A 20,282-nucleotide genomic window follows, 5' to 3' on the forward strand; every position below is an offset into this window, starting at 1 on the left:
AAAAACCCGCGCATTTGGAGGATTAGGCAGATCATTCGGAGGATAAGGCAAGGCGGGATGCGGCCCTGTTGCTAGTTAAATAGACACAAACGCAGCAGGAGTTCCCCATGCCACAGACCATACTCATCACTGGCGCGTCTACTGGTATCGGCAAGGCTACGGCCCGGTTTTTTCTGTCAAAAGGCTGGAACGTTATCGCCACGATGCGCAACCAGGAGGACGGTCGGGAATTCGAAGCCGCCGAAAACGCGATGGTCGTGGCATTGGATGTGACTAAACCCGATACGATTACCGCGGCAGTTACCCAAGGGATCGCGAGATTTGGCGAAATCGACGTACTTCTGAACAACGCAGGTTACGGGGCCTATGGCCCGTTGGAAGCGTTTTCGATGGCGCAGGTCGAACGGCAGTTTGATACCAACGTGATTGGTTTGTTGGCGGTCACTAAGGAGATTCTGCCCTACTTTCGCGCCCGTAAATCGGGAACGATCGTCAATATCTCCTCCATCGGCGGCCAGATGGCTTTTCCGCTGGGCACGCTCTACCACGGCACAAAATTTGCCGTGGAAGGCCTGTCCGAGGCACTGCATTTCGAACTTGAGCCTTTTGGTGTGAAGGTCAAAATCGTCGAGCCCGGCATGATCAACACGGATTTCGGCGGACGGTCATTCGAATTCGTGGTGGACGAGACCATGTCCGAATACTTGCCGACCGTTGCCGGGATGCAGGCGGCCATGGGAACCTACGCCGCTTCGCCGTCCGAGCCCGACCTGGTGGCCGATGTGATCTGGAACGCAGTGACGGATGGCAGCAAGCAACTGCGTTATCGCGCCGGTGCAGATGCCGAAGCGCTTTTGGACGCGCGTAAGGCGCAGGACGATGACACTTTCATCACTTCATTGAAGCAAAACATGGGGCTTTAGCCCCTGACAGGGAGGACGCCAAATGTACACACAAACACTCGAACACGGTGGACTGGCCGTCGTAACCGGCAGCGCTAGTGGAGTCGGTCTGGCGGCGGCGGAACGTTTTGCCAAGGCAGGGCTGGGCGTGGTTCTGGCCGATCTGCCAGGCGAGGCGCTCGACAACGCAGCCGCCCGAATTACCGAACTGGCATCTGAGGGAGCAACGGTTCTGTCCGTTCCCACCGATGTCAGTGACGCGGCTGCCGTTGGGACGCTGGCAGACGTCGCCTTCGCGACCGGTGAGGTCGCGGTTCTGATGAACAACGCGGGTATCGGCCGCCCCAGCGGCAGTTGGACCAACCCCGACGCCTGGCGGGCAACGATCGAGGTCAATCTTTTTGGTGTGATCAACGGTGTGCAGGCATTTCTGCCCCGCATGGTGGCTGCAAACCGCCCCAGCGTCGTGATCAACACCGGTTCCAAACAGGGGATTACCACGCCACCCGGAAACCCGGCCTATAACGTCTCAAAGGCCGGGGTCAAGGTTCTGACCGAAATGCTGGCCCACGACCTTCGCGAAGCCAAAGCCCCGATCTCAGCGCATCTTTTTGTACCGGGTTTCACTTATACGGGCATGGTCGCCCGTCATATCCCCGAAAAGCCGACTTCGGCATGGACTTCGGAACAGACTGTCGATCATCTGATCGACCGCATGTCTGCGGGAGATTTCTACATTCTGTGCCCTGACAATGACGTAACGCCCGAACGCGACAGATTGCGGATTGAATGGGCCTTGGGCGACATCCTTCAAAACCGTCCCGCATTGTCGCGCTGGCATCCCGATTTCGCGGATGCTTTCGCAAAACACGAACAATCCTGAGCCAAAACAATCAGCCAAAAGGGAGGCCCACAGCCGTGGCAATATCTCTGAAACTCAACGGCCAGACACATTCTGTCGAAGCCGAGGCCGGAACCCCGCTTTTGTGGGTGATCCGGGATGAACTGAAACTGACTGGCACCAAATTCGGCTGCGGCGTGGCCTCTTGCGGGGCCTGCACCGTGCATCTGGACGGAGAGCCGGTGCGCTCTTGCCAGACTTATATCGAAGATTTGGAAGGATCCGAGGTCACCACGATCGAAGGATTGAATTCCAACGTATCGGCAGCGGTTCAGGCGGCCTGGGTCGAGCTGGACGTAGTGCAATGCGGGTACTGCCAGTCAGGGCAGATCATGTCCGCCGTTGGCTTGCTCAGCGAGAACCCCAGACCAACCATCGAAGAAATCGACGATTACATGAACGGCAACGCTTGCCGCTGCGCCACCTACCAGCGCATCCGCGCAGCTATTCAGCGCGCATCCGAAATTATGGAGGCCTGAAATGACACTCAACCCATCCCGCCGCGGTTTCCTGAAGGGCGCTGCTGCAGCCGCCACCGTTCTTTATGTTGGGACTCGTCCGAATGGTTCGCTCGCTGCCGGGTCCGCGCCCGCGCAGTTGAACCCCTTCGTCAAAATCGACGCTGATGGCACCGTAACGGTTATCGTCAAGCATTTCGAAAAAGGGCAGGGGCCCGCCACGGGCCTGACCACGCTGATTGCAGAAGAACTGGGTGTTTCGATGGAGGACATCCAGTACGAATTCGCCCCCTCCGACCCTTCCATTTATAACAACCTGGCCTTCGGGCCATTTCAGGGAACCGGCGGGTCGACAGCCATGGCCAACTCTTTCCTGCAATACCGGCAGGCCGGTGCTGCTGCGCGCGAAATGCTTATTGCCGCCGCAGCGCAGGACTGGGGTGTCGCCCCGGACGTGTTGGTGATCGAAGACAGTGTTATCAAGGGGGCCGGGCGCTCTGCACCGCTGGCCGATTTCGTAGGGGTGGCTGCCCAACTGGAGGTTCCGGCAGAACCGCGCCTCAAGGACGCAAGCGAATTTCGTCTAATCGGCAACGCCACGGTTCGCCGCAAAGATTCACCGCCCAAAACAAATGGCACCGCAAAATACGCGATGGATCTGCATCTGCCGAACCAGATGGTTGTGGTCATCGCCCGCAGCCCTCGCATGGGCAGCGTCGCTATAGGTTTCGATGACACAGAGGCCAAGGGTGTGAAGGGGTACATTCGCGCCGCTGTTCTGCCCAACAAAGCCGGTGTGGCGGTCTATGCCGAAGACACGTGGTCCGCGCTTCAGGCGCGTGAAGCCATCTCGGTGGACTGGGATTTCTCGGCCGCTGAAAACCGGAGCTCCGATCAGATTCGCGACGAACTGATTGCTGCTGTGAATGCCGATCCGCAGTATAACGTGACCGGTGCGGATCAGAACGCGACCGCCGCATTGATCGACTCGGCGGCGAAGGTGGTCGAGCAGACTTTCTATTTCCCTTTGCTGGCGCATGCCCCGATGGAGCCGTTGACCTGCACGATTGAAGCGGATCAGGACGGTGGCGTCACCCTGCATGACGGGGCACAGATGCCCACCGGCCCGCACATGGCGATGGCGGAAATCTTCCAGTTGCCGATGGAAAAAATCCGCATCAACACGATGTTCGCGGGCGGCTCCTTCGGGCGGCGGGCAACGCCCACTGCGGATTATCAGGTCGAAGCCGCGCTGGCCTTTGCCATGACTGATCGCTCGCGTCCGGTGAAATTGGTTTGGTCGCGCGAGGATGACATCACCGGCGGATACTACCGCCCCGCCGTGGCGCATCGCGTCCGCGCAGGGCTGGACGGGGAAGGTAATATCATTGGTTGGGATCACCGGATCGCCGCGCAGTCAATCATCAAAGGAACCGCCTTTGAACCAATGTTGGTGCATGACGGAGTCGATCACAGCTCAGTCGAGGGTGTTACTGAAAATCCCTATCAAATCCCCGGTCAGTTTATCGGATTGTCCGATGTGGCAAAGGCCACGACAGTTCTTTGGTGGCGGTCGGTCGGGCATACTCACACGGCTTATGTGATGGAAAGCATGATTGATGAGGCCGCACGGGCAGCAGGCCGCGATCCGGTCGAGTTCCGCATGGCACTTCTGCAGAACGGCGGCAAGGATCAGGATCGGCTTGCCGGTGTCCTTAACCTCGCCGCCGAAAAAGGCAACTGGGGCAACGCACCCGACGGCCGCAGTCAGGGGATCGCCGTACACAAGAGCTTTGGCAGCTACGCCGCAGAAGTCGTCGAAATTTCGGGCATGGCTGAGGATGGCGTCAGGATCGAAAAGGTCACTTGCGCTGTGGACTGCGGTCTAGCGGTGAACCCAGATGTCATCAAGGCTCAGATGGAGGGAGGTATCGGCTATGGTATCGGTCACGTGATGCGCGATGAGATTACTCTGACCGGGGGCGTGGTGGATCAATCGAATTTCCCCGACTATGAACCCCTGCGCATCGGTGATATCGCAGCGATTGATGTTCATATAGTTGCCTCAGCCGAACCTCCGACCGGTGTCGGTGAACCCGGCACACCGCCTTCTGCCCCAGCACTGGCAAACGCCATCGCGCAACACGGACCGCGCGTCACCCAATTGCCGATGAACACCAACGGGGTCGACTTTTTCTGATGCCTCATCAGCGCCGGAGTGTTATCTCCCGGCGCTGAGTTTTCTGGGGATCTGTTACGAAGTTTTGAACGCAACGCGTCGTTTCAGTGATCGGATCGTGCTTAGGCAGCCAGTTCGGCGAATTGTTTGAAAGGACAGATTCCGGGCGAGAATTGGCCTTTGCGGACCATCTGTACCACTTCGATTCCGTCGAGCGTTGCCGCCGCTGAAGCGAGGGTCTTGAACCCCAGCATTGGCCGTGTGCGCCTCTTGGTGAAACAGTCGTCCTGTTCAACGATGTTGTTCAAGTATTTCCGCCTCACCATCTTCATTGGTATCGGGCAGCCGAAGCTCTTCAGCATTTTGTTGATGGCCTTGAGGCCCGCGGTGTTGGCGCCGCTCTTGTCGATCACAATCTACGTCGGCAAACCATTGGTCTCCAACATCCGAGCGAAAAACTTCGTGGCGGCTGGCTTGTTTCGGCGTTGGGAAAGCATGAAATCAGGTGTCCGGCCTTACTTATCGAATGCGCGGTAGAGATACACCCACGCTCCTTTCACGCGGATGTAAGTCTCATCCATTCTCCAGGAGCGGTCACATAGACGATTGCGGCGTCACTCTGTCTCTGCAATCGCGCCGGAATACCGTGTGACCCATCGGTTCAGCGTGGTGTGATCAATAGAAACGCCTCGCTCGCGGATGATCTCTTCCAGATCCCGTTTTGGCACGCCGTATCGGACATAGAAAATCATCGCGAACAGGATCACTTCCCTGGGATATTGTGCACCTTTGAAAGAGATCATGGGCTGACTTTCGACTTGACGATATCGAAATTCAATCATCCGCTGGCGATGCGGGCGTCAATGGCCCAAAACTTGCAGCGGATCCCTATGGATTCAATGGATCAGGATGGCTAGTCTTCTGCGCGGGGGAGATTGGGAAGGGTACGACGCCTTGCAACTGATTTGAGTATTGACGCCGCAGTTTGCTGAGAACGTAGGATAATTGACCCAATAAAGACGCTCACTCTGGTCGTTCCAATAATTTTCGACACGCCCCTTTTTTCATAAGAACGCTTACCTGAACCCAACAAAATACGCATCGGCCCAAAAATTTTGATGGAACCCGTACCGAAAATCGTACTTCGGTCCGGGTTCCAATTCACCAGTTAAAGTTCGGGCGCAACGCCAAACACAAACTTTGTCGGGGTGGCGCTGGTGTTGTGGTATTGATGTTCGAACCCTTCAGGAACAAAAAAGCCGTCACCGGGCTTCAGTTCGAACCACACTTGCCCATCTGCACCGGGCGCATAGACATTCAGGATGCCCTCCGTCACGTACAGACATTCGTCACCCTTATGTGTCTCCATTACTGTTTTGTGACCCGGCAATACTGTCATCTCGCCCGAGGTCAGATGCTCGGTCGAGCAGAATATGCGCGTAAAGGCCCCGTGGCTTTCCGCATCCAGCGTCCAGATGGCATCTGCTGGCGAAACCGGGATTATGGTGCGCTCCGCTTTTTGTTTCTCAAGACCCATCGGCCAGTTCCCCAGCCATTTGTCCTGACAGTAACGGCTGTCAGCAGGCTCCAGAAACGGTTTTGTTCGTGCATAGGGGCCCGACGTTCCCTGCGACGGGGGCGGCGAAAAATACTCCAGGATACGAACCTGATCGTTCCCGAGATTGAAGCCGTGGTGCCAGGTGCCGGCACGGAAGAACAGAGTGTCTCCAGGTTTGGCGACGTGAAACTCACCGGTTTGAGGGTTAGCAAGGCCAAACGTCCCACTGATGACGTACATCAACTCGTCGGCACCAAAAATCGTGCGAAAGCTCTCACTGTGGGTAAATTTCCCGCCGGGTGCCAGCCCAAAGAGCAACTGGTGGATTTTGTCGGTTGAGGCATAGATCCAGTCATCGACCTGACCAGCGTCTGGTTCGCCCCAAAGGTGTCGGGTGACATCTTCGTAGGCGATCTTGCTCGGCTGATCAAAGGTTGGCCGTGGTGAGGCTTTGTATCCCATATTTACTCCATTTCAGGCGATTTAATCACCAGTCGTCATGGCGATGAGCCTTTCGATCACATCGCGTTTCATTTGCGGGTTCAGTTTCATTACGTCGAAAGCTTCGGCCAGCCACATGCCTTCGGCGGCCAGCCGGATGATGGTTGCCAGAACCGGGTCCAGCCCGTCATTTTCAACACCGTGCTGGCACCGAATATTCTGTTGCCGCACAATCTCGAGATAGTCCGGGAAGGATGACAGGGCAGTCGTAATCGGAGCGCCGAGCCGATCGAAATCTGCTCCGGTCGTAGCCGCCCCGCCAAAGGTCGCGCGCAGATAGGCCCTGGAAAAGCGGCCCTTATCCGTGTCGTCGGCTTCTTTCAGCTCGTCGATACCGTTTTCGAATCTGGACACGAACTGCTCGACCATCGCCTTGATCAGCTCATTCTTGCTGGCAAAGTGATAGAGAATGCCGCCTTTGCTGAGACCGGACACCTCTGCGACTTTGTCGAAGGTCAGGCTGCTGACACCGTTCTTCGCAACGATGTCTTCGGCGGTTTTCAGAATAAGGGTTCTGGCGTTCGGTTTGCGTCCCACTTCGGTCTCCCTGAATTGAAGGCAACTTTCCTAGCTGCGATTCATTGCTTCGGCAATCTGCGCCAGCAGAACAAGATCTTCGCGCGAATCTGACAGAGATGTCTTGGGCGTCGTGCCTTCGGTCACATGGCCGTGGAACACGTCGAGCTCGACCTGAAAAGGGTCAAGGAAGTCCGGACCGTGCAGAGTGGTTCTGGTTTCGTCGTCATCAGACGTGACCACTTTCAGTTGGGTCGGCAGGTTTCGGATGTAGGGTGTGTCATAGCTGACCTCGAGGTGCTGGCGGTCAGACAGCACGTCGATCCGCGCTTCAAAGCGGGCAATGTTGTCGATCATGGCCTCGTAAACCGCTAGAAAAGGGCCGTAATCAAACACCACAACGATCGATTCACCGCCCTGCCGCCAGTTGGCGGAGATCACACGTTTTGGCAGGCCAATCAATTCGCGCATTGCCGACAGCGAATGCGACGACAGTCCCGTCAGCACCTGATACGCGCGTTTCAAACCGTCCGGTGCGTCCTCTCCGACAACTGTGCGTAGCAGGGCATCCGTTTCGGCCCGCCCCTGTGCGATGATCTCGGGATCAACGTCGCTGGAATAGTGAATCCGACGCGATTGCCCGATGAAGAACGGCCCTTCAGCAATCAGATCGCGAACCCGTACCGTGCGGATTTCAGAAGGATCCGGCATCATGTCCCTGGCCTTGATAAACGGCCGTGAGTAGCGGCGCATATAAGCGACGAAGAGTGTTTTGTCGCTCTGCTCTGCCAACGGCGCTGCCGCGTCGATTTCGCCTACGGTCAGGCACGCGGGTTTCTCCAGAAAGATGTGCTTGTCGGCTTTCAGCGACAATTCCAGTAGGCGGCCATGCGTGTTGTCCGGCGTCAGAATGAAGACAGCGTCGATATCCTGGTCGGCTATCAGCGCTTCTGCGCTCTCGAATGCTCTGGCGGTGGGGTAGCGCGCGCAGGCGTTGTCGATTGCGCTTTGTGATACGTCGAAGACACCCGCGATGGTGAAATTGTGGGCGTTATCCGCCAGGATCGGCAGGTGCATCAACTGACTTACTTCACCAAGTCCGATGATGCCGACGCGAATGGGATTTGTCATATTATTCTCCGATGAGATCGAGGGTCAGCCTTTTACCGCACCTGCTGTAAGACCAGCCATGATGCGCTTCTGGAAGATGAGGGCGAGTATAACCAGCGGGACGGTAACGATCGTCGACGCCGCCATGATCGCGCCAAACGGTGTCTCAAAGCGACTGTCGCCAGAGATAAGGGCGATAGCCACCGGAACAGTCCGGTTTTCGTCCGTAAGGATGAAGGTCAACGCGAACATAAACTCGTTCCATGCGGCGATGAACGCCAGCAGGCCGGTAGAGATCATGGCCGGGACCATCATCGGCAGGAAAATGTGAGTAAGGATTCGCAGCGGTGAACAGCCGTCCATGATCGCTGCCTCTTCAACCTCTTTCGGAAGGTTGCGCATGAACGCCGTCAATACCCAGATGTTGAACGGCAGCGTGAAGATCATATAGGCCACGATCAATGAGCCGATATGGTTGTACAGCCCCAGCCAGGTGATCAGTTCAAACAGGCCGGACAGCAACGCGACCTGAGGGAACATAGATACTGCAAGGACTGTCATCATGATCGAGCTGCGACCGCGAAAACTAACGCGGGCCAAAGCATAGGCCGCTCCAATGGCCAGTCCCAGCGAGATGAAGACGACGGACGTGGCCACAATGAACGAGTTCAGGATCGATCCGACAAAGACCTTGTCTTCCAGCATGATCTTGAAATTGGTCAGGTCGAAATCCGGCAGAAAGCTGGAATCGAACAGGGCCTGGCTGGATTTCAGCGCGGATGCGATCATCCAGTAGAATGGAAACAGGGTGTAGAGTGCTACGACGCCGAACAGGACGTAAATCGCGATTATGCGGGCGCGCTTTGTACCTTTTCCTCTTACCATCTCAGGCCCCCATGGTTTTACGGTTGACGCGGAAGATGGTCAGATAAACGACCGTGATGAACGCAAGCAGGAAAAACACCGCAGTCGAGGCGGCCGAGCCGTAGCCCATTTCCTGAAAGTTCACCAAAGTTTCGCGCGCGTAGATCGATACCGTTTTGGTGTCGTCACTGTTGGCTGAAAGCACATAGGCCAGATCGAACATTCGAAGCGCATCGAGCATCCGGAAGAGTGCTGCCACCGCAATGCCCGGCCCGACCAGCGGCAAAGTGATTGAGGTGAATTGCTTCCACGCGGGAACACCGTCGACGGCAGCCACTTCATAAAGGTTGCGGGGCAGCATTGTCAGCGCAGCCAGGATCAGCAAGACCATGAAGGGCGTCGTGATCCACACGTCAACGGCAATGATAACAGGCATGGCAAGGCTGGCCTTGGCAGTCCATGCGATCCCGCGCTCGATCAAACCAAGATTGATCAGGATGTTGTTGATAACGCCAAACTGGTCGTGCAGCATCCATTGCCACATCCGGGCACTGACGACGACAGGGATAGACCAGGGGATAAGAATGATCGCCCGCATCAGGCCACGTCCGCGCAGGTGCGACGACAACAGCAACGCAATCGCCAGCCCCAAAGCGGTTTCAATCGTGACGGAGACACTGGTGAAAATCAGTGTATTGCCGACCGATTTCCACCAAAGGGCGTCCGTTGCAAGGGCGTAGTAGTTGTCGAGACCGACCAGCGAGTAGTCTCCCGGGAGGGTGAGAATGGCATCCGTAAAAGAGAAATAGATGGTCCGGACAAGGGGCCAGAGGGCGACGGCCGACAGCACAACCAGGCTGGGCAGCAGGAAAAGCCAGGCCGTCCGGGTTTTCTTGCGGGCCAGCACGCTGGGGGCGTCATCCGCCAATGTGGGTTCTGCGGGAATTTGCTCGGTCGCGGCCATCAGCCCAGCTCCCGCTTCGGCCAGATCGCTGTATCGTCAGCACCAAAGACATAAGAATTGGCAAAATTGGCTCCGACGGTGATCGTTTCATCTTCGGCAAAAGCCGGCATACCGGTGTGGCGCGCCACAAGCTTCTGGCCGTCATGAAGTTGGAGGTGGACCAGTGCTTCTCCGCCCAAAGGCTCAACAAGAACCACTTTGGCACCAAAGTTGATGTCCGCTGGCCCAAACACAACGGACTCCGGGCGGATTCCGAAATTGACCGTGCCTTGGTGCAAGATCGGGAACTCGCGGCTCTCACCGGCGACCGTGATCTGTGTACCTTCCATTTCGGCCGTCAGAAAGTTCATTCTGGGTGATCCGATGAAGCCGGCGACAAACTTGTTGGCCGGAAATGAATAGAGTTCCATCGGTGATCCGACCTGAGCGACCTGACCGTCCTTGAGCACAACGATACGGTCGGCGAGTGTCATCGCCTCCATCTGATCGTGGGTCACATAGATTGTGGTTGCATCAAGCCGTTCGTGCAGTTTTGCGATTTCAACACGCATCTCCATCCGAAGGTCCGCATCCAGATTGGACAGCGGCTCATCGAACAGAAACAATTTCTGACTGCGAACCACTGCGCGCCCGATTGCGACGCGCTGTTGCTGCCCACCCGAAAGCTGGCTGGGTTTACGTTTCAAAAGATGTTCGATCTGCAAAATTTTGGCTGCGCGGTGCACCCGATCTTGAATCTCACCTTTCTCCATTCCGGCGGTTTCAAGCGCAAAACCGAGGTTTCTCTCGATATTGAAATGGGGGTAAAGCGCGTAGGATTGAAACACCATTGCGATGCCCCGCTTCGACGGCGGCACGTCATTTACACGATCTTCGCCAATCGCAAGGTCGCCGCCATTGATTTCTTCTAGGCCAGCGATCATCCGCAACAAGGTTGACTTGCCGGAACCCGATGGTCCGACGAATACGATGAACTCACCGGGGCGGACATCCAGATCAACGCCTTTGATTACGTCGACACCACCGAATTTCTTCCGGATCTGCCTGAGCGTCAAAGAAGTCATTTGCTAACATCCTTTTCTTGAAGTTCGGCTAGAAAGACAGCGCCAATTGCAGCAGCGTTGCCGTTAAGATTGCTGGCGGCGATGGGCAGGTTGCGCGCGCCTTCCGCCCAGATAAAATCTCTCGTCCGCCGAGACAGACGGTCAAAAACATCTGGCCGAGTGCCCATTCCCCCACCAATCACCATCGCGGCAGGATCAAGAGTATTGATCAGCTGACCGAGATAGGATGAGAGGGAATCTATGACCTCATCGACTAATTTTCGGGCGCCAGCGTCATTTTGACAGGCTTCGAACAGGTCCCGGGCCGAGAGATCCGGATTACCTTTCAACTCAGCATACCGTTCCCCTAGGGCCCGGCCTCCGGCAAAAAGCTCCAGATTAAATGGCGACAGGGTTTTGCACGTGTCGCATTGGGTCAGCAGATCACTGCCGGCAAAATGGAGGGCGTAACCGTTGGCTCCAGCATAAGGCTTTCCGTCGATCACCAGAGTATGGGCAATGCCCGTGGACAAGGTGACGTACAAAAACGGATCGGCATCTGCCAATCTGGACAGGCGGCTTTCGGCGAAGGCCGCGGCGCGGACATCGCTGACAATACGAACAGGCAGGCCCAGATCGAATGCGGTCTCAGGTTCCAGATCTCGCCAATCGAAATTCCAGTCAGAAGCGGGCTGGCCATTGTTGTCGACAAGTTCCGGTACAGCTACCCCAAGACACTGAACTTTCTGATCTGTCTCAGAGCAAAGTGTTCGGGCAAGTTCAGACGCCTGATCCAGAACCGCCTGTCCCCCTTCGCGCCGGGCTGTTGGCCAGGTGATTGACTTGACCGGTGCCTGCATGTCTCCGTCGAAAAGGCACCCCAACATCTTAGTGCCACCGATATCGATGCCGATGCTGACGCCGTTTCGCTCTTTGCCATAATCAAGCGCCATTTTGCACCTTCCCAGCGGCAGCGCGATCAGCATGGATCGCCGCGCGTTTACAAACGCTGGCTATTGTGGCGGGCCAGCTCGGTTCATAGGCTTTCGCTCGGGTGATCCTTTGAAAGGCATCCGTTTTGTCTGCACCCCAGAGGATCAACCCGACTTCATGGGATTGGTCTGCAATCGTTCCGATGCCGACAGTCAATCCGTGTTCGGGCACGTCGTCGACGCCGCAAAATTCCGGAAACGTGCTGAGATTGTCGATCTGAGTTTGGCGGGCAAGCCGTACTACGCGCGTCCGGCTGGCACGCTCCGCACCGGGAGGATTAAATGCAATGTGCCCGTCGCCAGCGCCAGATGCTAGGATGAAGTAATCCACCCCGCCCGCATCAGCGATCTTCTGGTCATAACCCAAAGGGTCGGAAAGATCGGGCACCCAAAGATTCCGCGACGGAATCTGACGTGATGCTGGAAGGTTGGCATTTATGAGCCCCAGAATGTCCCGCTCACCGAAACCACGGCAGGAAAAATGCGCGTTTCGGTCCGGTAGCTTCTGATCATCATCATGGCCGAGAACGTATTCATCCATCATGACAATGATCAGGTTTGACAGATCCAGACTCTGTTGGGCCGCCTTGTCGGCCAACGCATTGTAAATGGGTTTAGGACTGCGCCCGCCCGGGCACCCAAGCAGAAACGGCTTGCCGTGCCCCTTGGCTTCCAAAAGCAAGAGGATACGATCTGCAATCGCTTCACCGGCCATCCCGGGAGTGTCATATGTGAATACAGTGGCAGTCACAGCTTTGCCTCCGCGGATTGCGGAGTGGTCAGAAACGCCAGGTTTGATCTGGCAATCACCTCCGGGCTGCGGGGGTTTTCATCCCACAAGTCCTGCTCGACAACAACGAGACCTTGGAAATCGGTCTGTTTCAACGCGTCAACAACTGCACGTATGTCGACGCTTCCTTGATCCAAATCGGTCATGACGCCAATTTCGAACGCGGTATCGCAGTGGATGTTTTCCGCGTGAACGCGAGCCAGAACATCCGGATCGACATTCTTCAGGTGAACGGCAGAGATACGGTTGTGGTGTTTGTCGAAGAACGCAATCGGGTCAGCGTTCCAGTAGGCGTGATGCCCCGTATCCAGACACAGTTTCACCAGATCCGGATCGGTGTCATTCAGCAGCTTTTCGATCTGAAGTTCCGTTTCGACACAAGTTCCGACATGTGGATGGAACGAAAACTCAAGCTGGTGATCGCGGGCAATCTGAGCGGCTTCATTGATTTGAGTAACAACGTTTTTCCATTGCTCCGCAGTGACAACGCCCATTGCGTCCTTAGGATAAAACTCGGATTCGTCCATCAGAATGAATTGCGACGCACCGCAGGCAGAAAGCAGTTCGCACAACTCAGTCGTCTGCTGGCGCAGCTTCTCCATTGTTTCAATGTCGGCAAGTGTGTGTACATGCGCTGCGGCAACGATTTCGATGCCCTTTGCCTGGACAGAAGACTTCAGTTCATCTGCACTGGTTGGTCCGAAACCCAAAGGGCCCAGTTCAGTTTGCCGGTATCCCGCCTCGTGGATTTTCGACAGATACTCTTCCCAGGTCAGAGTATTGCCTTCAGGCCAGTAGACACCCCAACAGCAAGGAGCAATCGCAAAATTCATCGCTATTTCCACCTGATTAAAATAGAGTTTTTTAGGGTGCTCCGGCCATCACGACGGCGGCCAGAGCACCCTCTGGGAGATTCTATCTCCAGCCGCGCGACTTGATGCGCTCCAGATCGCTTTCGGCCTGCTCAACACCTTCAGCAGCCGTCACTTTACCGCTCAGAATATTGTGGACAGCGTTAAAGATTCGCTGTGAAGAACGGTTATAAGATGCACCAGTCACCTGCGAGGGCCGCGAAGCACTTTCAGCATAGGCCTGTTCCGCATCCTTCAGGAAAGGATTGGTTTCGAGAATTTCCTCGTCCTGATAAAGCGCCTCGATCGTTGGGCTATAGGCTTCCATTGCGCGTCGCTTCTGCTCGCGCGCGTTGGTCAGGAAAACTGCCAGGCTCGTCGCGGCTTCTGGGTCTTTCGAGTATTTCGAAACGCCCAGCATACCTGCGCCGTAACAACCGCTGGATTTTTCCCCTTCCGCTCCTACCGGCAGGGCCATTACGCCGACTTTATCCTGCAGCAGCGCGCCGTCTTCCTGCGACGTGCCCCAGACATAGCTCCAATTCCTGTGGAACACGGCATTTCCGGTTTCGAACACACCGCGCGACGCTTCCTCATCATAGTTCAGAACGCCCTCAGGGCTGATCGTACCGACCCAGGATGCCGCGAGGTCCAGCGCCTCGATGGCTTTAGGGTTGTTGACAGTAATGTCGCCATCCGGCGAAACGAAGTTACCGCCGCCAAAGGATGCAACCAGTTCGAGCGCATCACAGGTCAAACCCTCATAGGCACGACCTTGCCAGACGTATCCCCACATATCCGGGTTTCCGTCTTCGCGCTCAGCATTCTGTATGAACTCAGCGGTCTCGGTCAGTTCCTGCCAGGTTGTCGGCACCGGCTTGCCGTGCTTTTCCAGCAGATCCTTGCGATAGAACATCATCCCTGCGTCGATGTACCAGGGCATAGCCAGCAATTCGCCGTTGATCGTCGCGTCCGCAAGCGCGGAGTCAAAGTGTTGGTCCAGCTCTTCTGCTGGGACGTGTTCGCGAAGGTTCAGAAGATGCGGCGCAAGCGCGCCAACCCAGATATTGTCTAGCGTCATCAGGTCAATGTCACCGGACTTTCCCGCCAAAAGTTGCTGGTAAAGCGGTAGCGCTTCGCCCCAGCTGGCCGGCATCTTGTTGATCTTGACCGTGTTGCCGGTTTCTTCAGCCCATGCCTTGGACGCAGTTTCACAGAGCTCAAGCTCTGTGCCCGCAGAGCTGCAAAAAATCGATACTTCGGCCGCCGATACAGCGGTGCCGCCGGTGGTCAGGGCGACAGCTCCGGTGACCCCCCACAGAAAGTGCTTCGCCTCTGGTCTCATCTGAATTCCTCCCTTGCTGAAACTTGGCGCCTCCTCTGCCAAGTTGATTCCTTACTATACCGTCTGGACGGTATAGTCAATCGTAAGTAATCGCGCTGTTCACTCCCGTTGCTGATGTGGCCGTGCATCAAGCGGTGAGGGAGAAGTTATCGGGGGTTCTGATGGAAAGGACATCCCCTGATCTCTCCTCTGGTAAGTCTTGGAGATGGAAGCCATCAGGAAGTTAGCAAAAGGTTCTGAAGGTGTAGTCGCCCCTGCAGGCCCCAATGTGCTGTTGTGGGTTTGCAAACAGCCTAAATGAGGGCGTCTGTACCTTCAGAACCCGTCTACCATGAGTGTCGCCGCCGGCCCTAATCATGTCTTAGTTGGGGGAACAGGCGACCGCGCCAGCGCCCGGCGCAGTCACCTGTTTCACAGCGGCCGGTGGAGCTGCAGCCGAAACCTCAGCTGAATACCGCAATCGGTTCGCCCAGAACCTCAAGGATCGGACGGGTGCCGATGCCGGGAAGATCGGGCGCGGAGACAAAACGGCCCTCGCGGCGCGGAGGGTTGGTCACGGTTTCCTTCTTTATTCCCATCGGCATCAGGGCTGTCATCAAGCTGCGCGACGGGGTCGCCTGGCCCATGTGGGCAACTACAGCGCAGGCCAACTCGCTCCAGGAGGAATCCTGCAGGTCCATCGGCACCTTAAGCGCCGAGCAGACATCACGGATCACCCGCATCTTGGAAATACCGCCGACTTTGGCCAGCTTCAGGTTCAGCCCGTCCAGCACCCCGTCTGCCTTGGCGCGCAGCACAACATTCAGGTCGGAGGCACTTTCATCCAGGATCAGCGGTACGCCACTGCTGCGGCGCACGTCGCGGCATTCTTCGTAGGTGGCACAAGGTTGTTCGAACAGTACATCCACCTGCCCCGCCATGCGGGCGATCCGCAACGCTTCATCCACGCGCCAGCCGGCATTGGCGTCATATTTCAGGGACTCACCGGGGCGCATCAATTCACCAATGGTACGCAGGTATTCGATATCTGCTTCCGGGTCGCCGCTGGACTTTGACGAGAACCGCTTGTGGCCTTCATCTCGCAGCCGTTCTATCGCTTCGGCCAGTTCCGGGCCAACCGTGGGCGGAGCCGACCCGTAACATCCCAGTTTGGGCGTAAGCTTGCCGCCCAGAAGCATGTACAGCGGTGTGTTCAAGGCATGCCCCAGGATGTCCCAGCACGCCACATCCAGCGCAGTTTTGACATAGGGCTGACCGGTCATCTCCGCGTCCATCAGCTCGTTGATGGCTCCGGTCATGCGGGGGTCTTTGCCTATAAGCCCGGGGGCCAGCTCCATTAGGCCCGCACGCGCGCCAGCAGCAAAGGCCGGAATGAAGTTTGACCCCCAGGGCACACTGTCGCCCCAGCCTTCGATCCCGGAGTCTGTCTCGACCCGAACGATGGTCTCATCGAAGTTCTCCATGACCCGCCCATGGGAGATCTTGAAGGGCTCGATCGGGACATCGATCTGGTAGATGCTGATACGGGTAATTTTCATGCGATCTCGGTGCTTTCTTGTAGGTTGGAGGCGAGGCCGTTCAAGTCCTCCGCCTGGAGGTGGCAGGCAATTGCATGTCCGGGGCCTGTTGCCCGTTCCGGCGGCACGGTGCTGTCACAGGTGCCTGGGATCGCCAACGGGCAGCGCGCAAAGAACGGGCAGCCCGCCGCGTTGAGGTCAACTCCCCCGGAAATGCCCGCCTGGCTTTCACGCGACGCCATGGTGTCTTCCAACCAACCGGTGCGCATTTCGGGGACCGAGCCGATCAAAAGCTTGGTATAGGGGTGGAAGGGCGGTGCCAGAACCTGGGCGACCGGCCCCTTTTCTACCACTCGTCCGGCGTACAAAACCACGATTTCTTCCGCGAAGGACGCCACGGTACTGAGATCGTGGCTGATGAAGACGAAGGACACTCCGGTTTTTTCGCGCAAGCCCGACAGCAGCTTGATCACCGATGCGCCCACTATCGTATCCAGCGCCGAGGTCACCTCGTCGCAGAGGATGACCTCCGGATCCGCCGCCAGGGCGCGGGCCAGGTTGATCCGCTGTTTCTGCCCGCCCGACAACTCTCCTGGAAGGCGGTTGGCGAAACTGGGCGGCAACTCCACCATTTCAAGTATCTCTCCCACCCGCTGCTTGCGCTGACGGGCATTCAGGCCGGCATAAAATTTCAGCGGGCGGCCGATGATTTCGCCGATGGTCTGATGCGGGTTCAGCGCGGTATCGGCCATCTGGAAGACGAACTGTACCCGGCGCAGTTCTTCTCGGCTGCGGTTTTTCAGGTCAGCGGGCAGCTGCCTGCCCGAGAGCGAAACCGTACCATCCGCTGCAGGCAGCAGCCCGGCGATTACCCGCGCCAAGGTGGACTTGCCGCAGCCGGATTCTCCGATTACTCCGACCGCCTTGCCACGTCCGACAGTGACATTGATGTCCTTGAGAACCGGGAACTGCGGCTGGTGGTCGGTGATCGCGCCATATCCCGCAGTGACGGCTTTCACATCGAGACAATCCTCGTCTCCTCCGCCTGAGTCATTTGCGCTGTCCTTTGACTCCGGCATTGGATGCGCAGCGGCCATCAGCTTTTTCGTATAGGGGTGGCGCGGGTTGTTGATGATCTGTTCAACCGGCCCCTGTTCCATCACTTCGCCGCCATACAGCACGACGATATGGTCAGCGATCTGTGCCACAACGGCCAAGTCGTGGGTCACGTAGATCGCCGCCGAACCTTCCTCGCGGATCACTTTTTTGAAGGCCTTCAAAACCTCGATCTGTGTGGTGACGTCCAGCGCTGTCGTCGGCTCGTCCAAAACCAAGAGGTCGGGCTTTTCCACAAGCGCCATGGCAGCCATCAGCCTTTGCAGCTGCCCACCAGAGACCTGATGCGGGTAGCGCTCGCCAATGCCCTCCGGGTTAGGGAGTTCCAGCGCGCGGTAAAGCTCCAGTGCGCGGGCGTCGGCCTCTTCCTGGGTCATGGTGCCGTGCAGCATCACGCTTTCGGTGACCTGCTCGCCGATTTTCAGCGAGGGATTGAATGTAGCCGCCGCGGATTGTGCTAGATAAGCCACGTGCTTCCCGCGCATCAGGCGGCGCTCTTCGCTCTCGACCGTCAACATGTCGGTACCGCGCAGCAGCGCTTTGCCGCCGGCAAAATGCAGCCCCGGTTTGGTGTAACCAAGCGAGGACAGCGAAATGGTAGTCTTGCCCGACCCGGACTCGCCGATCAGCGCCACGACCTGACCTGCGGGCACATCAAAGGAGACACCTTTAACAATCGGAACTGGCGGCACCCCGAACGGCCGTGCTTCGATTTTAAGGTCTATGACCTGAAACAGCAGTTCGTTCATGTCATCTTCTCCGCCAATGCACCGCCGCTTTGGGCGGAAATGTCATCCACGATCAGGTTGATCGAAATGGTCAGGATCGCGATGGCGGCAGCCGGCGCTAGACAGGCGATGCCACCGTTCCAGAACCCATTGCCGAGGCCGGTCATGTTCTCGCGCATCATTGTGCCCCATTCGGCAAGGGGCGGACGCACACCCAGCCCAAGGAAGCTGAGGCTGGTGACGAAAAGGATTACAAAGACCAACCGCAGGCCAAAGTCCGTGGCCAGTGGCATGATCGCGTTGGGCAGCACCTCACGCGTGATGATCCACCACAGCCCCTCGCCGCGGGCGCGGGCGGCCTCGACAAAATCCTGTACCATGATGTCCAGCGCCAGCGCGCGGGCGATGCGGAACACGGCGGCGGCATAGACCACCCCGCCCAGAACGATCAGCAGCGGGATCGACGATCCGATGGCTGCAATCATGACCAGAGCCAGCATGATACTTGGGAAGGCCAGCACCGCATCATCGGCACGGCTGAGGATGGAGTCGGTCCAGCCGCCGGCCACAGCTGCGCCGATTCCCAATGTAATTCCTATCAGGTAGGCCAGCACTGTGGCGGCCAGGGAAATACCAATAGTTGTCCTTGCGCCGTAGATCAGCCGGGACAGCGTATCGCGGCCAAGATAATCGGTTCCCAGCCAGGCTTGTTCATTGGGTGGGCGATAGCCCGGGTCCAGAATGAACTCGCCAGTCAGGGTCTCTTCAATGAAATAGGCCTGATCGTAAGGAGCAATCATCGGGCCAAAGATCATCAGGAAGACAAAGCCCAGCAGGATACCTGCGCAGACCTTACTGGAAAGAGAAAGGCGGATGCGTTTTTTGGGCGGTGCATCGGGCAGATCGCCGAATTGCGCTGCATCGTCTGTACGTGTCGGTTGGGTCATTTCGGATGCCTCAAACGCGGGTTGGATAAGATAGAAGCCATATCGGCGATCAGGATGAGGACGATGTACGAGACGCAGAAGATCATCGCGCAGGCCTGAACCAGAGGCAGATCGCGCGACAGCACCCCATCAACCATCAGTTTCGCCAGACCCGGATAGGCAAAGATCGTTTCGACGATCACCACGCCGGACACCAGATAGGCCAGATTTAGGGCAATTACGTTCACGATTGGCCCGACGGCATTCAGCAGCGCGTGGCGCAATACGATACGTCTGCGCGGAATACCCTTGAGGATCGCCATCTCGATGTAAGGAGAGCCCATGACGTTCAGAACACCCGCGCGGGTCATCCGGACCATCTGGGCAGAAACTACGATCACCAGCGTCAAGATCGGCAGTGACAGAACGTAGAGAGATTGCCAAAACCCTTCGGTGCCGCTGAGATAGCTCACCGCAGGCGTCAGCCCCAGTTGAATCGCCAGCACGAAGATCAGGATTGTGGCGATCAGAAAGTCAGGCACCGAGATCAGCCCGAGGGTGGTGAGCGTCACCAGACGGTCAATCCGCCCGCCGGGGTTCATTGCCGCGATCAGGCCTAAGGATACGGACAGCGGAATGGCGATCATTGAAACCACCAGTGCCATGAAGGCCGTATTGCCGATCCGGTTGGCGATAAGGCTGGAAACGGTCGCCCCGCCGGCTTGGGAAATGCCTAGATCTCCGGTCAGAAGGTTACCCAGCCAGCCAAGATATTGTAGGGCCAGAGGCCGATCCAACCCCAGTTCTGCTCGCAGCGCCGCCAGGTTTTCCGCAGTGGCCTGTTGGCCTAGCCGGATTTCGGCAGCGTCGCCCGGCAGAATCTGGGTTGCGATGAAGATCAGCACCGACACAACCCAGACAAGAAGGGCGGCAATGCCTATTCGTTTCAATATCAGTCCAAACATTTCCCTGACCTAAAATAGATCATCCATGCCGCTGGCGGCGCGGATAAAGACGGTCG

General features: G+C 57.2%; 18 protein-coding genes and 1 pseudogene. 4 read left to right on the top strand and 15 right to left on the bottom strand.

The window, feature by feature from the left end:
* Positions 1-107: 107 nt before the first annotated feature.
* From AC2TDA_RS17305 to AC2TDA_RS17320, 4 genes are read left to right on the top strand one after another with little or no spacing between them, the layout of a single operon-like run.
* Complete coding sequence (locus AC2TDA_RS17305) at positions 108-923, top strand: SDR family oxidoreductase (RefSeq protein ID WP_480879972.1); 816 nt, start codon at positions 108-110, stop codon at positions 921-923.
* Between the two features lie 22 nt (positions 924-945).
* Positions 946-1,785, top strand: a complete 840-nt coding sequence (locus AC2TDA_RS17310; protein WP_480879973.1) for an SDR family NAD(P)-dependent oxidoreductase — start codon at positions 946-948, stop codon at positions 1,783-1,785.
* Between the two features lie 35 nt (positions 1,786-1,820).
* Positions 1,821-2,282: a (2Fe-2S)-binding protein gene (locus AC2TDA_RS17315; protein WP_480879975.1), complete on the top strand. Its 462-nt coding sequence runs from the start codon at positions 1,821-1,823 to the stop codon at positions 2,280-2,282.
* A 1-nt stretch (position 2,283) separates the two neighbouring features.
* Positions 2,284-4,461 carry a xanthine dehydrogenase family protein molybdopterin-binding subunit gene (locus AC2TDA_RS17320; RefSeq protein WP_480879977.1) on the top strand — a complete coding sequence of 726 codons (2,178 nt, stop codon included), beginning with the start codon at positions 2,284-2,286 and terminating at the stop codon, positions 4,459-4,461.
* Positions 4,462-4,562: 101 nt separating this feature from the next.
* Here the strand turns inward: AC2TDA_RS17320 and AC2TDA_RS17325 are convergent.
* From AC2TDA_RS17325 to AC2TDA_RS17395, 15 genes and pseudogenes are all read right to left on the bottom strand, one after another.
* Positions 4,563-5,243, bottom strand: a pseudogene (locus AC2TDA_RS17325) (IS6 family transposase).
* A gap of 365 nt (positions 5,244-5,608) precedes the next feature.
* A complete protein-coding gene (locus AC2TDA_RS17330; RefSeq protein ID WP_480879978.1) occupies positions 5,609-6,460 on the bottom strand; it encodes a cupin domain-containing protein in 852 nt (283 codons plus the stop codon).
* A 21-nt stretch (positions 6,461-6,481) separates the two neighbouring features.
* On the bottom strand, positions 6,482-7,036 hold the full coding sequence (locus tag AC2TDA_RS17335) for a TetR/AcrR family transcriptional regulator (protein ID WP_480849752.1): 555 nt from the start codon (positions 7,034-7,036) through the stop codon (positions 6,482-6,484).
* A gap of 30 nt (positions 7,037-7,066) precedes the next feature.
* Positions 7,067-8,146 carry a Gfo/Idh/MocA family protein gene (locus tag AC2TDA_RS17340; protein WP_480879980.1) on the bottom strand — a complete coding sequence of 360 codons (1,080 nt, stop codon included), beginning with the start codon at positions 8,144-8,146 and terminating at the stop codon, positions 7,067-7,069.
* A gap of 24 nt (positions 8,147-8,170) precedes the next feature.
* Positions 8,171-9,010 (bottom strand): carbohydrate ABC transporter permease, encoded by an 840-nt coding sequence (locus AC2TDA_RS17345; RefSeq protein WP_480879982.1) that lies wholly within the window; start codon positions 9,008-9,010, stop codon positions 8,171-8,173.
* Between the two features lies 1 nt (position 9,011).
* Positions 9,012-9,953 (bottom strand): carbohydrate ABC transporter permease, encoded by a 942-nt coding sequence (locus AC2TDA_RS17350; RefSeq protein ID WP_480849746.1) that lies wholly within the window; start codon positions 9,951-9,953, stop codon positions 9,012-9,014.
* Positions 9,953-11,017: an ABC transporter ATP-binding protein gene (locus tag AC2TDA_RS17355; protein ID WP_480879984.1), complete on the bottom strand. Its 1,065-nt coding sequence runs from the start codon at positions 11,015-11,017 to the stop codon at positions 9,953-9,955. Before AC2TDA_RS17355 ends, AC2TDA_RS17350 begins: the two co-directional genes overlap by 1 nt.
* The gene (locus AC2TDA_RS17360) at positions 11,014-11,949 is read right to left on the bottom strand and encodes an ROK family protein (RefSeq protein WP_480879986.1); all 936 of its coding nucleotides are present in this window, start codon (positions 11,947-11,949) and stop codon (positions 11,014-11,016) included. Before AC2TDA_RS17360 ends, AC2TDA_RS17355 begins: the two co-directional genes overlap by 4 nt.
* Positions 11,939-12,739 carry a 6-phosphogluconolactonase gene (locus AC2TDA_RS17365; protein ID WP_480879988.1) on the bottom strand — a complete coding sequence of 267 codons (801 nt, stop codon included), beginning with the start codon at positions 12,737-12,739 and terminating at the stop codon, positions 11,939-11,941. Before AC2TDA_RS17365 ends, AC2TDA_RS17360 begins: the two co-directional genes overlap by 11 nt.
* Positions 12,736-13,611, bottom strand: coding sequence for a sugar phosphate isomerase/epimerase family protein (locus AC2TDA_RS17370; RefSeq protein ID WP_480879990.1), 876 nt, complete (start codon positions 13,609-13,611; stop codon positions 12,736-12,738). The genes AC2TDA_RS17365 and AC2TDA_RS17370 overlap by 4 nt, the downstream gene beginning before the upstream one ends.
* 82 nt (positions 13,612-13,693) lie before the next feature.
* On the bottom strand, positions 13,694-14,974 hold the full coding sequence (locus tag AC2TDA_RS17375; protein WP_480879991.1) for an ABC transporter substrate-binding protein: 1,281 nt from the start codon (positions 14,972-14,974) through the stop codon (positions 13,694-13,696).
* A 443-nt stretch (positions 14,975-15,417) separates the two neighbouring features.
* Positions 15,418-16,512 carry a mandelate racemase/muconate lactonizing enzyme family protein gene (locus AC2TDA_RS17380; RefSeq protein ID WP_480879992.1) on the bottom strand — a complete coding sequence of 365 codons (1,095 nt, stop codon included), beginning with the start codon at positions 16,510-16,512 and terminating at the stop codon, positions 15,418-15,420.
* Positions 16,509-18,356, bottom strand: a complete 1,848-nt coding sequence (locus tag AC2TDA_RS17385) for an ABC transporter ATP-binding protein (RefSeq protein ID WP_480879993.1) — start codon at positions 18,354-18,356, stop codon at positions 16,509-16,511. The genes AC2TDA_RS17380 and AC2TDA_RS17385 overlap by 4 nt, the downstream gene beginning before the upstream one ends.
* The gene (locus tag AC2TDA_RS17390) at positions 18,353-19,282 is read right to left on the bottom strand and encodes an ABC transporter permease (RefSeq protein ID WP_480879995.1); all 930 of its coding nucleotides are present in this window, start codon (positions 19,280-19,282) and stop codon (positions 18,353-18,355) included. Before AC2TDA_RS17390 ends, AC2TDA_RS17385 begins: the two co-directional genes overlap by 4 nt.
* On the bottom strand, positions 19,279-20,226 hold the full coding sequence (locus AC2TDA_RS17395; RefSeq protein WP_480849728.1) for an ABC transporter permease: 948 nt from the start codon (positions 20,224-20,226) through the stop codon (positions 19,279-19,281). Before AC2TDA_RS17395 ends, AC2TDA_RS17390 begins: the two co-directional genes overlap by 4 nt.
* Positions 20,227-20,282 lie beyond the last annotated feature (56 nt).

This window comes from Ruegeria sp. HKCCD6426 (assembly GCF_057221115.1).